The sequence below is a fragment of the Bacillus yunxiaonensis genome (assembly GCF_037104695.1).
Classification (GTDB): domain Bacteria; phylum Bacillota; class Bacilli; order Bacillales; family Bacillaceae_G; genus Bacillus_A; species Bacillus_A yunxiaonensis.
Window position 1 is genome coordinate 779,327 of sequence record NZ_JBAWSV010000001.1, and the last position, 15,309, is coordinate 794,635.

Consider the following 15,309-nt stretch of genomic DNA (forward strand, 5'->3'; position numbering starts at 1 on the left):
TACATAAACTGTACAGTCAAACGTTATAGTTAAAAAGAACAACTTATAAAAATATTAAGATTTGTTTTATTCCGAACAAAAATAAGCTACTAATCTACATACCGTAAAATAACTTATTTTTTACTACCTAGAAAATTATAATCTTGAATATCAATTTACAAAAGCTCTGTATTCATTTTATTCAATTCAATATTTCGAAAATTAAGTTATAATCTTATTATCAAGCTTTACCCGGCACGAATTGGCAGTTATCTCCCACCTATCTTCTTCGCTTCTTTCTGAATCTTGAGATGAGGGATCTTACTGCCCATTAATGCGGGATAAAACGCCGAATGACGTACAATGAGCATAGACATGCTTATCGTATAAAGAAAGGAGAATAGCGATGTATTACAACAACTTATTCGAAAATGATCAGCCAGTAATCCGTCTCTAAGACGGGCATAAAATGCTTCGTCTTAAGGATATCTATCTCTAATCCTAAAAATAGACGGAGGTCATATGATATGAAACATTCATTACTTGGTGCATTTTGTTTATCGCTTGCTGCAAGCATTTGGGGAGGTATGTATGTTGTCAGTAAATACGTACTAGACTTTGTTCCCCCGCTTACACTTGTTTGGTTACGTTTCGTTATTGCCTTTACAATTTTGTTTATGATTTTACAAATAACGCAGCGAAAACAGAAAACAAAAATTCCGATTGAGAAAAAAGATTGGTTATTATTTGCTTGGATTGGTTTTATCGGTTATTTCGTCTCCATTACATTTCAGTTTATTGGAACAAAATTGTCTGATGCACATACAGGTTCTTTAGTAACATCAGCAACACCAGCCTTTATAATCATTTTTGCAAGAATAATAGTAAAAGAACGGATTACCATTCGCAAGTTCATTTCCGTACTCCTAGCAACTATAGGTGTTGTCATTGTCATCGGATGGGATATAGAAATTGGAACGTATTTCACCGGAACACTCATCTTAGTCGGGGCTGCTATTACGTGGGCATTATTATCTATTTACGTCAAAATCGCCTCGCAACGTTTTTCTTCCTTAATCATTACAACGTATGCGATATTTTTTGCGATTTTGTTTATTACACCTTGCATGGTATGGGAATTGCAATCTAACAGCATACAAAGTCTTAACACATTTATAATCTTAGGGATTTTATACCTTGGTATCATTTCAACTGCTGGTGCATTTTTTCTTTGGAACAAAGGTATGGAATTAATGGATGCAGGAATTGGCTCACTCTTTTTCTTTTTTCAGCCTCTTGTTGGATCGTTTCTCGGATGGTTACTACTAAACGAAAAGCTAAAAACTACATTCTTCATTGGAGCTGCACTCATTGTATTAAGTGTTCTTATCGTTACAATTAATAAAAGAAAAATAACTTCTAATTTAGAGATATGATTATGAAAGTTATTTTACGATATAAGGAGGACGTCTCATGGCGCTAGAAATGAAAACAAACTGTCAAACTTGTGATACTTCTCTGCAAGGAGATTCAGAAGCATACATATGTGTGTATGAATGTACTTTTTGTCCACCTTGTACAGAGAACACACATCATGTCTGTCCAAATTGCGGTGGCGAATTAGTAAGGAGACCAAAAAGAAAGAAATAAAGATTTCTCTTCCACATAGTAAAAGCGTAAAATCTATAAGACTTTGCGCTTTTACTTTTGTTTTTTCAACACCTGATTTCTTTTATCTTTTCTAATGATGACTTCTGCGAAATTTTTATATCCACACTCTCTCTAAAAAGAGTCTTTTTATTTATGTATTAATTTCCCTTCAAGTGCCTCAATATACCTTTTCGCTGATTTTTGAACAGCTTCATTTGCTTTTCCCTTCACAATTCGATGGAATGCATTATACAAACGATTAAATTTTAATTCTTTTACTCCTTCAGCCATCTCTTTCACCTTACTTGCTGGCAATGGAATTAGATTTGGATAACTATACATGAAGCTTACCCAGCTTTGATCAGCAACAACCTGAATAATATCCCCAGTTAATAATATTCCTCTTCCTTCATCTCCAGTTTCCCAATGTAAAACTGCGCCACCAGTAAAATGTCCGCCTAAACGATGCACTGTAATATCCTCGGAGAGTTTTAAAGATTCTCCAGACCAGAATATAATACGATTACTTGGGCGCATCACCCATTCTTTATCATCTTCATGAATGTATATAGGAACATCAAATCGTTCCGCCCATTCTACTTGTGTAGAATAATAATGCGGATGCGATAAAGCAATCGCGTGAATTCCTCCTAACTCATTCACTTTTTCTACTGTCGCCTCATCAATATAGGCGATACAATCCCATAACAAATTAAACTTATCTGTTTGAACTAAGTAAGCAGTTTGGCCAATTCCAAATTCAGGTTTCGTTGTAATACTATGTAAATGTTCTTCTTCCGTTAAAACCTCATTGTTATATGTCTTACTTTGCTGTAAGTTTTCTAAAGTTGTCCATGATTGTCCCATTGGATTTACATATTGGCGTTCTTCATTACAAATTACACAGTTTACAGGCGGTTCTTTATAAAGTGGATACTGGACACCACACGTTGTACAAACATAATGCTGCATACTATTTCTTCCTTTCTCATTACAATGAATACAAATTAATCCAAAATATTATGAACAATACGTGAAGTTAAACTTCCACAGTTCAATAACTTAACGTTTGAGTAACAAAATCCCTCTCCAAACTCTCATTCCTATCCATAATATCACAAATTTCACTTTTTATTCTATATTTTCTGAAAATAACATCTTGATTTTATTGAATATTTAATTTATTATTTTGTTTGTTATATAAAAATAATAATCACCATAAAATATCATATGATAAACCACTAAAAGAAAACGCTTAACAATTGTAATTAATTAAATTTTCTATATAATGAAAATGATAGACAAAATAAATTTACGAAAAATTCATTTTTGTCTTGCATAATAATTTATTTTTGTTATTATCGTTAATGATTCGACAAAAAGCGACCTTACATCGAATTCTTTTGTGTAAAAATTCAAAATATTTTAATTTGGAGGTTTTTTCGTGACAAAAAAGGTGCAAACTTCACATATTTTTGTGATTGGGCTTATGCTTTTTGCTCTCTTCTTCGGAGCAGGTAATTTAATTTTCCCTGCTATGTTAGGCCAAACAGCCGGAAGTAACGTATGGGTTGCAACCGCAGGATTTTTAATTACAGGGGTTGGCGTACCACTACTCGGTGTATTAGCATTTGGTGTTTCAGGTAGTGATGACTTACAAGCAATGGCAAGCCGTGTACACCCTTTGTTTGCAAGTGTATACACATTTATTCTTTATTTAGCAATTGGTCCTCTTTTTGCTTTACCTAGATCAGGAAGCGTATCCTTTGAAATAGGTGTAAAACCATTTGTAGGAGAAAATAGTGGTCATTTACCTTTAATTATTTTTACTATTCTGTTTTTTGGGATTACTTGTGTACTCTCTTTAAACCCTACAAAGATTGTTGATGTTGTCGGGAAATTTTTAACTCCAATCAAGTTAACATTTATTGGAATCTTAATTGTTACCGCAGTAATAAAGCCAATTGGTGAATTTCAAGCACCAACACAAGAATTTGTTACAAATTCTTTCTTTAAAGGCTTTCAGCAAGGCTATTTAACAATGGACACTCTCGCAGCTTTCGTATTTGGTATTATCATTATTAATGCCATCAAAGCGAAAGGTGTAAGTGACAAAAAAGAGATTATAAATGTTTGTATAAAAGCAGCGATTATAGCAGCTGTCGTATTAATTGCTGTTTACACTTCACTTTCATACATGGGTGCTTCCAGTGTTTCTAAATTGGGACATTTAGAAAATGGCGGCGAAGTTTTATCAAAAGTAGCAAATTACTACTTCGGTTCTTTAGGAAATTTATTATTAGGATTGATGATCTCTGTAGCTTGTTTAACAACGAGTGTTGGACTTACAACAGCATGTTCATCTTACTTCCATAAAGTATTTCCACAAATATCATATAAAACATTTGCTGTTATTTTAGCTACTTTCAGTGCTCTTATTGCTAATCTTGGCTTAACACAGCTGATTACCATATCTGTACCTGTATTAACAGCGATATATCCTTTGGCGATTATGCTAATTTTCTTAACGTTTTTACACCGATTGTTTAAAGGGAGATCAGAAGTATATCAAGTAAGTTTACTATTCACTTTTATTGTGAGTATCTTTGATGGACTGAATGCGGCAAATTTAAAAGTTGATGCGATAAATTCTTTATTCTCTCGTATCTTACCTTTATATGATGCTGGATTAGGATGGATTGTTCCAGCACTCATCGGAGCTTTATTAGGCTATGGAATTAGTTTATTACGAGTGAAGAATAATTCTAATATAGATACTTCTCATGATCTTGCACGTAAAAAAACATCCTAAACTTAACAAGTTTAGGATGTTTTTTTGTTTTTAATTTTTTTCTGTCCATTTTTTCAATCGGTGTATTTCTTCGCTAGAACCTATTTTTCGTCCATAACGTACCTGCTCGTAAATAGATATAATTTCATCGCTTCTCTTTATACGAGATAACCATCGCTGAATCGTTTCAAACGAACGCCTCTTCTCATATTGCGGCAACGTCTTCTCCCACTCAATTAGAGCCACTCGTATTTCCTCTTCTGGAAGAAACGTAAACTCTCCCGCATTTTCATGATTTTCTCTTTCATTTTCTACAACCTTTATATCCTTTTTCATCAAAGGGTTTACAATTTTTTTCTTTTTACGACGCACAAAATAAGTGATAGTAATACTTCCTAGAACAAGTCCACCGATTGTAGTATATACAGCTGTACTTTTCTGAAATAAACCTTCCAATCCCTTGTTCTTTTTTAATAACGGATTCTTTTTTATTACTTTTACTTTTTTTCCATCTGTTCCGTCATCTTCAATCTCTTTTTCTGGTTCATCACTAAAATAGATTGAACCCACACCTTCCTCTTTATTCGGATGAATAAACCGCTGAAACTTTTCTTGCGTAATCACAGCTCCTTGGGATAAAGCAGCTGCTATGACTAGTAAGCAAAGACAAATCATAATACGAACAATAAAAATACAGTTCTTTCCCAAACGTCATGTAACCTCCCTGCTTTCAATACGTTTATTTAATTTAATTCACCACTTGCAACCATCCCCCATGTTTTTCAGGTGGATTCCCAATAATAATCGGAATAGCTCCAACTTCTTTCAGCCGGAAGCCAGTTTGATAGAAATAAGACGAGGATAGCGGAACATCTCGATCTGTTAAGGACGACAATAATTGTAATGTTTTGTGTAATTGTTTTCGGTATTTGCCAGACGTTATATGGACAATTCCATTTTCGCACATACTATTCACCCATAGCTCAAATGAACAATCCTGTGCTATTAGTTGCCGGCAAACGCCAGCTGTTACTTCAATTAAATATTCTATGTCTGGACGCAGTGTATAACCTGTCGAACCCAATACATTTAAATACACTGCGTACCGATCACCTTGTGTATATTCGTATTTTTTTGCACTTAATACACCCGTTTTTGCCGTTGCTCCCCAATGTATAGAACGAAATGATTCTTGTTCATATGCTTTTACTCCAATGATTTTCGTTTCATCATAAAGAGGAGATACAGCCGCAGTTCTAAATCCATGCTTCCAGCTATTTGTTTCTGGAATATTTACTTTGGCAATACGAGGATATATACGGAAGCACGGCAAATGTTGTCTACTTATCGGTATGTGAATTGTAATAAACCGAAATGGATCAGACAAAATAATTTCTGCTTCTTTCCAGCTATGTAATCCTCTTTTCTGTGCTGATACATGTAAATCTATTTCTAACGTTTCCTGTTTTTTCAGCTGCAAAGGAATGCGATAAGAATGAACCGATTGTTCTAGTTCTCCTTCTGACCATACCCATTTCATATGTTCATCTGAACGAAAGCGAAATGCAACTTCAAAAATCGGTAGTTTTGTTGGATTTACAATGCGTAAACAGCAATGCCCAGTCTCATTAATAAAGAGACGTTCATGTTGTTGCGTTATTTCACAAAATATTTGTGAAGCCTTGCGAACATACCAATGGGCAAAACTAACCATAAGCAAATAAAAAAAAGCAAGTACAAACAGAAAGAAATTTTGTACAAATAACCACATTAGTACTGTAACAAAGGCAACTATCACTGCAACATACGTTTCCACAAACGGACGTTTAATTGTTAATTTCTCTTTCATACATTCTCCACTGGAACAGCTACTTGTTCCAAAATTTCTTTCATTACATGTGCTTTCGTTGTTTTCATATCCCCCTCAATGCTAAGTGTTAAACGGTGAGAACAAACAGGCTCTGCCAATGTATAAAAATCATCAGGTGTACAAAATTCTCTCCCTTTTAATAACGCACGAGCTTGTGCTGCTCGCATGAAAGCTAACGAGCCGCGCGGGCTCACCCCAATTTCAACGAGTTCATGTTGACGTGTCTTTTCCACAATATCAAGTAAGTAATCTTCCACTTCTTCATGAATTTCAACCTGCTTCGCTTTTTCTTGCAAAGAAAGAATGTCTGCAAGAGACACAACACTTTGTAAGCTGCGGAGCGGATCTTGCTGGCGGAAACGACGTAACATTTCCTTTTCATGTATTCGATTTGGATACCCTTGACGAATCGTTAATAGAAATCGATCTAACTGAGCATCCGGAAGCGGAAAAGTACCCGCAGATTCTAATGGGTTTTGCGTAGCAAGTACAATAAACGGCTGCGGCAGCACATGCGTTTCGCCAGCAATTGTAACTGTACGTTCTTCCATTACTTCTAATAAAGCAGACTGCGTACGCGGAACGGCACGATTAATTTCATCGACCAGCACAATATTAGCGAAAATCGGTCCCATTCTCGTTTTAAAATCCGATTCTTTCATATCAAAATACTCTAAGCCTACTACATCACCCGGCAATGTATCTGATGTAAATTGTACACGTTGAAACTTCCCATCTATACTTTTTGCAAGACTTTTCGCTAATGACGTCTTCCCTGTTCCTGGGACATCTTCTAGTAAGACATGTCCGTTTGCTACCAATGCAATCATAGCTAAATCAATAACCTCTTCTTTTCCTACAATCACTTGCGAGACATTTTCTCGAATTCTTTCTAAAATTGACATACCCTCTTCATCCTTTCCTTCTGTCTTTTTATTTTCTGTTTTTTCTGATATTTTTCGATATTTATTTGTAGTATATCAGAATCCATATATTTACTGTTTATTTTTTGAGATTTTTTGTAAAATAAGTTTTCTTTTTACATATGATATAGAAACAATACATGTTGTACTTCTTAATCAGCTATATCAATCGTATAATCAAAAAAACCTAAAAAAGTCACAATTTATTTAAAAACAGGTTTGCAAAAATAATTTAAATATTGTATATTATGAATCAACATACAAATGTTATAAAAAAGCAATGAAAAGGACACGAGATATTCTTTACGGTTTTACAGAGAAGGAAGAATTGCTGAGATCTTCCTAACGCAGGAGAATAACTTACCACCTTGGAGCTGTATTGGGGAATTATAGTATCCAATGCCGTAGACGCTACGTTACAGCGCATGGAGCCATCAGTACTTTTTATAAAGTACGATGGGAATCTGGGTGGAACCACGGGTATTAACGCACTCGTCCCTGTTTTAGGGATGAGTGCGTTTTTTATTTTCTTAATTCCATACAACAATTGGCAACGAAAAGGACATGAGGTATTCTTACGGTTTTACAGAGAAGGAAGAATTGCTGAGATCTTCCTAAACGCAGGAGAATAACTTACCACCTTGGAGCTGTATTGGGGAAACATAGTATCCAATACCGTAGACGCTACGTTACAGCGCATGGAGCCATCGGCACTTTTTATAAAGCGCGATGGGAATCTGGGTGGAACCACGGGTATTAACGCACTCGTCCCTGTTTTAGGGATGAGTGCGTTTTTTTATATTCATAAAATGGAGTGATAATGATGAGTGAAAAAATGATTCAAATTCGTTTTCCAAATGGTCGTGAACAGGATTACGTTAAAGGAATTACATTAGAAGCAATTGCAGAATCAATTAGCCCTGGGCTTAGAAAGAAAGCTATTGCAGGTAAAGTGAATCATCAACTATTTGATTTACGCAGAGGCATACAGGAAGATGCAGAAATTGAGATTTTAACTTTAGAATCAAAAGAAGGCTTAGACGTACTGCGACATACTGCAGCCCATATATTAGCACAAGCTGTCAAAAGAATACATGGTCACATCAACTTAGGAGTTGGTCCTGTTATTGAAAATGGATTTTATTATGATATGGATCTTCCTAATAGTATTGCGGTTGAAGAATTAGTTCAAATTGAACAAGAAATGCAAAAAATTATTAATGAGAATTTGGAAATTCAACGAATCGAAGTGAGCCGCGATGAAGCAAAGCAAATATTTGAAGAGATCGGTGACCATTTAAAACTAGAGTTATTACAAGATATTCCTGCTGATCAAAACATAACTCTTTACAAACAAGGTGAATTTCTCGACTTATGCCGCGGACCACATTTACCGTCTACTGGCTTTATGAAAGCTTTTAAATTAACAAACGTTTCAGGAGCATATTGGCGCGGTGACAGTAATAACCCAGTCCTTCAAAGAATATATGGGGTTGCCTTCCCTTCTAAAAAGGAACTAGATGAGTATGTAATCTTTTTAGAAGAAGCTGCAAAACGTAACCATCGTAAATTAGGCAATGAATTAGAATTGTTTATGTTCTCTGAAGAAGCTCCAGGAATGCCCTTTTATTTACCAAAAGGACAAATCATCCGAAATGAAATGGAAGCTTTTTTAAGAGGGATTCAACAAAAGCGTAATTATCAAGAAGTCCGTACTCCTTTTATCATGAATCAAAAACTATGGGAAAACTCTGGTCATTGGGACCATTATAAAGAGAACATGTATTTCACAGAAGTTGATCATGGAAAATTTGCCTTAAAGCCGATGAACTGCCCTGGCCATATGCTGATGTTTAGAAATAAACTGCACTCTTATCGTGATTTACCAGTTCGAATAGCTGAATTCGGCCAAGTCCATCGCCATGAATTTAGCGGTGCTCTAAATGGACTTCTCAGAGTTCGTACATTCTGTCAGGATGATGCCCATATTTTTGTAACACCTGAACAAATTGAAAATGAAATAAAAGAAGTCATTGATTTAATCGATTACGTATATCGTACATTCGGTTTTCAATATGAAGTTGAGCTCTCTACAAGACCGGAAAATTCAATGGGAGACGACGAGTTATGGAACAAGGCGGAAGGTTCCCTGCAAAATGTACTAGAACAACTAAATTTCCGCTATAAAATCAATGAAGGTGACGGAGCATTTTACGGTCCGAAGATTGACTTCCACATTAAAGATGCTTTAAACAGAAGTCATCAATGTGCAACTGTACAACTCGACTTCCAAATGCCAGAAAAATTCAATTTAAGCTACATTAATGAGAAAAATGAAAAACAACGTCCTGTCGTCATTCACCGTGCTGTATTCGGTTCACTTGACCGATTCTTCGGAATCTTAATCGAACATTTTGCCGGAGCATTCCCAACATGGTTAGCTCCCATACAAGCAAAAATTATTCCTGTATCAGTTGGAGTACATGAACAGTATGCAAAAGAAATAGAAGAAAAGTTAAAAGATGCTGGTGTACGAGTAGAACTTGATCTTCGCAATGAAAAACTCGGTTATAAAATGCGAGAAGCACAAGTTCAAAAAATCCCATATGTCCTTGTTGTTGGCGATCAAGAAGCTGAGCGTAACGAGGTAAACATTCGAAAATTTGGAGAACAACAATCTTCTGCTGCACCATTTGATGAATTTCTTGCAAACATTCAACACGAAATTCATCATAGAAGTTTATAACATAAAGGAAAACGTGAGAAAGCCCAAAAATCATTGCAGCTTTCTCACGTTTTCGTGTATATGATGTACTATAAATTATTTTGTAATTGTATAACCTTTCTTTTTCAGCAAAGTTAATACACCATTTTCCCCTTCTAAATGTCCTGCACCAACAGCGATAAAATGAACATCTCCGCTTATTATAAACGCTTCAAGCTGCGGTACCCACATCGTATTTCTTTCTTTCACTAAATATTCATCGATCTTTTCATTACTTTGTTTTTTGAATTCCTTCTGTACATCTCCTTTTTTATAAGCTTCCATCAGCTTTATGAATTGTTCTTTTGCAGCTTCTTTTTTAGGAAGCTCTTTAATTATCCGATCAGCGTCCTCATCCGGAAATGCTTTTTGTAAAAATTCAAGCTGCATCGCGATACTTTCAAGTGATTTATTTTCTAAATTTAATTCTTTTCCTAGTTGAACTAGCTGATTATCAACACCAAGCGTCGTATCAAATCCACTTTCTTCTAAATCTGCCAGTGATAAACTAACAGAAACATGCCAAGGTCGATAATCTTGTAACGATTCATATGGAATACCATAATCTTGTACAACTTCATTTAAATGCGTTTTTGCTTCTGGTGATAATAAACTATCCAATTTCTTATTATCACCTAACTTACGCGCATTCAATAATTGCTCTTGATTTTCTCTGCTCATAACATTATTCATATCAATCTCAGTTACAAGATATTTCGAACTTTTCATTGCTTCTTTTATTTTACTTGGGAATGGATACATCCCTTTTTCTCCTATGTGAACCGTGCCTAATATATACAAATGATTTCCATTTTTTTCAACTTTATAAAATGGCCAATTTACATTTGCTGTCGCTTGCTCTTCCTTTTGCGTAGTAGCAGCACAACCTACTACCATGAAAGATAAAAAAATCACACACAATAACTTCCATATCCCTTTTAGCATATCGTCTCCACTCTCTTCCCCTTTGTTTCATATGTTAAAAACACTATCATTACAACATAAAGTACAAAGCAAATATTCCAATGCTTCGTCTTTACCAATTCATTTGCATTGATTTCTTCTTTCTCTATATCAATTTTTGTATCTGTCAATTACCACATATCAAAATTTATATAATTTTAAAAAATTCAGTATTATTATAACGGATTTATTTTATATGATTGAGGAGAAAGTACGCAGAGAAGCCAAACATGAAGAGTCCCCTTTATTTTATCTTATTTTAATTTTTAAGATAATGAATCACTTCATTTATGTAACTATCTAAAGGTTGTCCAGAATCAACAATTACATAATGAGAATCAGATGGTTTTTTGCTATTTTCAACCCATTCCTTAAATGATTTTTCAGATTCTACGTGCTGAATCTGACTGATCATTCGTTCACGATTTTTTAATCGATTATCGATTTCCTGCATATCATTCAAATAACATTCAACATATTTGTATTTTGCATGATGTTTCTTAGACAAATCTGTCCCCTTTTCCACCATTTCTACATACAAACAAGGACTATCAAGTATCACATCATGCCCTTGTGACAGATGAAAATCTATTAACGCCCATTCAATATTATATGAAATTTTACCAGCAGTCCTTGTATCGATATGATCTACCCCAAAAGATTCTAGCAGTGCCGATTTCACAATATCATGGTCTATTACAATCGCACCTGTCATTTGTGATATCATTCTAGACAAAGTTGATTTACCCGAGCCCGGAAAACCTGACATTTGGAGAAAAAACATATAAATACACCTACCACTTTCCATAAGTCTCACTACCAAAAACTACTATACTGATTGATTTGAAGTTTCGTTACATTAGTTATTGTTAAGCAATATATCCCTTATTTCAGTAACATCTGATACAACTGCAATTGGAGTATGCACAGTAGTTTTGGCAAGGTTCTTTGCATTAACCCAAATGGCGTCCATCCCAGCTTCTATTGGTCCAACTACGTCATGAGTCCAAGAATCGCCAATAAAAAGAGTTCCCTCTGGCCTTTTACCAAAGCGCTCCAATGCCATCGAATAAATTTCTGGATCTGGCTTTCTACGGCCTAGTTGCTCAGCATGGAATATTGTGTCGTTGCTAAATACTTCTGACAGTCCCATTTGGAGAATTTTTAATCGCGGATCATATAATCCATTGCTGACTATTCCAAGGTCATAATGTGTTTTTAACTCATTTAATAAACTTATAATTGAATTATTTATACCAATACAAGCCATACCTGTTTTTTAAAAAAGTGTATCAAGCTCATCAATAAGTTCTACATCAGGTAACACGTTAAAATGAGAAAAAGCATGCTTCCACCTAGCCCTTCTAAATTCCGCTGGAGTTAGTTCACAATTTTTAAAACGCTCCAATAAGGATTTGGGGACATGTAATTTTTTCTCAAGGAATACTGATGCGTCAAGGCTTCTTGTTATAGGATGCATTTCAAGGGTCTTAATTAATCCGACATTAAACCAAGTGGAATCCAAAAGTGTGTCGTCCAAATCGAATAAGAGTAAACTATATTTATTCCATTCTCTCCCCCTTATTTCCATTAGTGTAACTTAATTCGTTATTTTTCTAACCCTCTCTGCCAGAACTGATAGCAAAAACTTCGGAAGTATAAGCTGTCGTTTTATCCTCTTCGGCTGCGTTATCAACCTATATAACCATTCCGTTCCCGTATCTCTCATAACCTTTGGCGCTCTTTTCACATTACCGGATAAAATATCAATCATGCCTCCGATACCGATAGACAACGGTACATTTAACTCTTGAAGATTATCATAAATGAACATTTCTTGTTTCGGAGAGCCTAAACCTACAAGTAGCAAATTTGGTTGGAACTGTTTAATTTGGGCTTTCACTTCTTCCATTTGTTCTTTATCTACAAAGCCATGTCGTCCTTGAAAAATAGCATGTGGAAAACGAGTTTGTAGATTCTCTATTGCTTTCTCATTATTTTCTGGTGCAGCCCCAAAAAGAAACACTCGATATCTGTTTTGATTACAATAATCAATTAAATCATGAGTTAAATCTGCACCTGTGACCCGTTCTTTCAATTGTCCGTTTAAAATTTTAGAACCGATTATAACACCGATCCCATCAGCTGTTATTAAATCAGCAGATAATAAAATATTTTTGAAGTGTACAGATTGAGCCGATGTCTCTTTAGCAGACATCACAATTTCAGGATTCGCAGTAACAATGAATCTAGGTTTCTCTCTCTTGTCTGATAACCAATCTTTTAATTGATTTATTACCTCGTTATATTTCGAGCTACAAAATGGTATCCCTTTTATATACTGTTGTTCCATTTCTTTAATATACTCTCCTTTATATCTCTACAATTATGTAAAAAAATCAATTTTCTCACTTTTCAAATATTTTATCACAAATATTTAAATAGAAATATTTGTTTCTTGAAAATTAGAAGCAAAGCCTCCTACTTGAACATCTGTAATATTCCCAAAGTTAGTTGATACATTTACAACAACCTCTGAAGGTTTATCCATTACATACCCTTGCTCAAAGGTAAAGGTACTATGTTGTTTAAAATTGTTATTTTGCCGTATTAAATAACATGCTAATGCTGCATTTGATGTACCAGTAGCGCTTTCTTCTGGAATATCAAACAGAGGTGCAAAGTTTCTGCAATGAGCTGTAGAATTATGTAGTGTTTCCAGCGTAAATACATGATAGCCAGTTACATTATATTTTTTACTTATTTCAGCAATTCTTTTCATATTAGGAGTAATCTTTAGCAGATCTGAAAGTCTTCCTACAGGTATAATAATATCGCGTAAGCCTGTAGATACAATTTGAATGGGCATGTCAGGTATTAGTTTTTCCTCATCTAAATTTAAAGATTTAGTAATCTCTTCGCAGGGAAGTGTTTTAAGAAAATTAGGGAGATTTTGTTGTAAAGATATCATTCTATTGTTATGCACCTGTACACTTAGTATCCCCGCTTTCGTCTTTATTGTGTATATCTTTTTCGTTATTGCTCTAATCTGAGCTAATAAGGAGAAAGTAGCAATTGTAGCATGTCCACATACAGCAACTTCTTCATTAGGTGTAAAGTATCTAATCTCATAATCTGAATTTGCAGAGGGAAAAACAAAGGCGGTTTCAGAAAAATTTAGTTTGTTTGCAATAGCTTGCATAGCTTCTGTTGTAAGACCTTTTGTATCTAAAACAACCCCAGCTGGATTCCCACCTTTTTCATCTTTCGTGAAGGCATTTAACATATATGTTTTGATCTTCAATCTATTTATCTCCTTCCCCATTTTATTATGTTATAGATGTAGAAAGTGACATATGTATTTCATACAGATCTAGTTCATCTAAGATATATCCATAGCAAATAAAGAGGCTTGCACCTTATTCTTCAAGGTTTAAGCCTTTTTTGGTGATTTTATACAAAAATATATTAGTCCATTACTCTATATGCCCTTCATACAATTGAACAATCTCCATAGAGTTATCCAACTCCTGCAGCCTTTTCACTAAACTTTCCACACCAAATATTTCTGTAAATGTATGACTACCTGCGATAAGATTAATATTTTTAAACTGCGCATACTGAACTGTATATAACGTCTTTTCTCCCGTGATGTATGTATCGCAGTCACTGTCTAACGCAGCTTGAATATGATCAGTTGAATGTCCTGCACCTGTTAAAATACCAACTCGTTTTACTTCCTTATCATTATTTTTCCACGCCTTCACCTTTTCACCAAGCTTACTCTCTACTCTTTCGACTAGCTGCGAAAATGGAATTGAATCTGTATATTCGCCAATGCCAGGTAATTCTTCATCATCACAAGAAGAATAGCTTACAATTTTATCAATTTCGATTACATGAAATAACGACGTACACGTTCCAAATTCAACGAAATCTAACGGTGAGTGTATCCAGAAGTGATTGATGTTATATTCTTTCAGTTTTCTTATACAAGCTTCTTCCATTCCATATAAGAACTCCCATGCAGCGTGATGTGTAATCATCATATCTACATTCTCTTTCTTTGCTTCCTCAATTGTTTCAAGCGTTAAATTTGTTGCATAACCTATTCTACTAAACTCTTCATTACTCACGTTTGTTATACCAAACTGATCTCCGTACTTATGTAAATGTTCGCCAAATATTCCTTCAATATTTTGCTTGAATTGTTGTATGTTCATATTTTTCTCATCCCTATACTTTTAATGTATTTTAATCATATACAAATTCTTCGCTGTTCTTGAAAAACCTTCCTTTTGTTCTCATGTTATATGTATTATTAAAATTATTCGAAAAATATTGAAAATAAAATTCGAAAAATATAGAA

Annotated in this window: 16 protein-coding genes and 2 other annotated features; of the genes, 4 read left to right on the forward strand and 12 right to left on the reverse strand. The window is 34.7% G+C overall.

Annotation, left to right across the window (positions count from 1 at the left end):
* Positions 1 to 506 precede the first annotated feature (506 nt).
* Complete coding sequence (locus WAX78_RS03910) at positions 507 to 1,415, forward strand: DMT family transporter (RefSeq protein ID WP_336480968.1); 909 nt, start codon at positions 507 to 509, stop codon at positions 1,413 to 1,415.
* Positions 1,416 to 1,452: 37 nt separating this feature from the next.
* Positions 1,453 to 1,629, forward strand: coding sequence for a DUF1272 domain-containing protein (locus tag WAX78_RS03915; protein WP_336480969.1), 177 nt, complete (start codon positions 1,453 to 1,455; stop codon positions 1,627 to 1,629).
* Between the two features lie 147 nt (positions 1,630 to 1,776).
* Here WAX78_RS03915 and WAX78_RS03920 read toward each other — a convergent pair whose 3' ends face one another.
* Positions 1,777 to 2,601 carry an MBL fold metallo-hydrolase gene (locus WAX78_RS03920; protein ID WP_336480970.1) on the reverse strand — a complete coding sequence of 275 codons (825 nt, stop codon included), beginning with the start codon at positions 2,599 to 2,601 and terminating at the stop codon, positions 1,777 to 1,779.
* A 472-nt stretch (positions 2,602 to 3,073) separates the two neighbouring features.
* On the opposite strand from WAX78_RS03920, the gene brnQ reads away from it, so the two are divergent.
* A complete protein-coding gene (brnQ, locus tag WAX78_RS03925; protein WP_336480971.1) occupies positions 3,074 to 4,441 on the forward strand; it encodes a branched-chain amino acid transport system II carrier protein in 1,368 nt (455 codons plus the stop codon).
* Between the two features lie 30 nt (positions 4,442 to 4,471).
* On the opposite strand, the gene WAX78_RS03930 is transcribed toward brnQ, so the two are convergent.
* Genes WAX78_RS03930 through WAX78_RS03940 form a run of 3 tightly spaced genes read right to left on the reverse strand, consistent with a single transcriptional unit; the run spans position 4,472 to position 7,195 of the window.
* Positions 4,472 to 5,128: a hypothetical protein gene (locus tag WAX78_RS03930; RefSeq protein WP_336480972.1), complete on the reverse strand. Its 657-nt coding sequence runs from the start codon at positions 5,126 to 5,128 to the stop codon at positions 4,472 to 4,474.
* Between the two features lie 40 nt (positions 5,129 to 5,168).
* The gene (locus WAX78_RS03935; protein ID WP_336480973.1) at positions 5,169 to 6,269 is read right to left on the reverse strand and encodes a DUF58 domain-containing protein; all 1,101 of its coding nucleotides are present in this window, start codon (positions 6,267 to 6,269) and stop codon (positions 5,169 to 5,171) included.
* Entirely contained in the window at positions 6,266 to 7,195 is a 930-nt protein-coding gene (locus WAX78_RS03940) for an AAA family ATPase (protein ID WP_336480974.1), read from the reverse strand. Before WAX78_RS03940 ends, WAX78_RS03935 begins: the two co-directional genes overlap by 4 nt.
* Positions 7,196 to 7,484: 289 nt before the next feature.
* Positions 7,485 to 7,716 (forward strand) — a binding site (T-box leader).
* Between the two features lie 41 nt (positions 7,717 to 7,757).
* Positions 7,758 to 7,989: a binding site (T-box leader), on the forward strand.
* 47 nt (positions 7,990 to 8,036) lie between these two features.
* Between WAX78_RS03940 and thrS the strand changes: the two genes are divergently transcribed.
* Positions 8,037 to 9,959: a threonine--tRNA ligase gene (gene thrS / locus WAX78_RS03945; protein ID WP_336480975.1), complete on the forward strand. Its 1,923-nt coding sequence runs from the start codon at positions 8,037 to 8,039 to the stop codon at positions 9,957 to 9,959.
* Between the two features lie 75 nt (positions 9,960 to 10,034).
* On the opposite strand, the gene WAX78_RS03950 is transcribed toward thrS, so the two are convergent.
* From WAX78_RS03950 to WAX78_RS03985, 8 genes are all read right to left on the reverse strand, one after another.
* Entirely contained in the window at positions 10,035 to 10,874 is an 840-nt protein-coding gene (locus WAX78_RS03950) for a TraB/GumN family protein (protein WP_336480976.1), read from the reverse strand.
* Positions 10,875 to 10,915: 41 nt separating this feature from the next.
* Complete coding sequence (locus tag WAX78_RS03955; RefSeq protein WP_336480977.1) at positions 10,916 to 11,071, reverse strand: hypothetical protein; 156 nt, start codon at positions 11,069 to 11,071, stop codon at positions 10,916 to 10,918.
* Between the two features lie 128 nt (positions 11,072 to 11,199).
* Positions 11,200 to 11,724: a P-loop nucleotide/nucleoside kinase family protein gene (locus tag WAX78_RS03960; RefSeq protein WP_336480978.1), complete on the reverse strand. Its 525-nt coding sequence runs from the start codon at positions 11,722 to 11,724 to the stop codon at positions 11,200 to 11,202.
* A gap of 75 nt (positions 11,725 to 11,799) precedes the next feature.
* Positions 11,800 to 12,210 (reverse strand): HAD family hydrolase, encoded by a 411-nt coding sequence (locus tag WAX78_RS03965; protein ID WP_336480979.1) that lies wholly within the window; start codon positions 12,208 to 12,210, stop codon positions 11,800 to 11,802.
* 9 nt (positions 12,211 to 12,219) lie between these two features.
* The gene (locus WAX78_RS03970) at positions 12,220 to 12,480 is read right to left on the reverse strand and encodes a hypothetical protein (RefSeq protein WP_336480980.1); all 261 of its coding nucleotides are present in this window, start codon (positions 12,478 to 12,480) and stop codon (positions 12,220 to 12,222) included.
* A 60-nt stretch (positions 12,481 to 12,540) separates the two neighbouring features.
* Entirely contained in the window at positions 12,541 to 13,293 is a 753-nt protein-coding gene (locus tag WAX78_RS03975; RefSeq protein WP_336480981.1) for a WecB/TagA/CpsF family glycosyltransferase, read from the reverse strand.
* Between the two features lie 84 nt (positions 13,294 to 13,377).
* On the reverse strand, positions 13,378 to 14,244 hold the full coding sequence (locus WAX78_RS03980; protein WP_336480982.1) for a PhzF family phenazine biosynthesis protein: 867 nt from the start codon (positions 14,242 to 14,244) through the stop codon (positions 13,378 to 13,380).
* A gap of 172 nt (positions 14,245 to 14,416) precedes the next feature.
* Positions 14,417 to 15,163 carry a Nif3-like dinuclear metal center hexameric protein gene (locus WAX78_RS03985; protein ID WP_336480983.1) on the reverse strand — a complete coding sequence of 249 codons (747 nt, stop codon included), beginning with the start codon at positions 15,161 to 15,163 and terminating at the stop codon, positions 14,417 to 14,419.
* Positions 15,164 to 15,309: the final 146 nt, after the last annotated feature.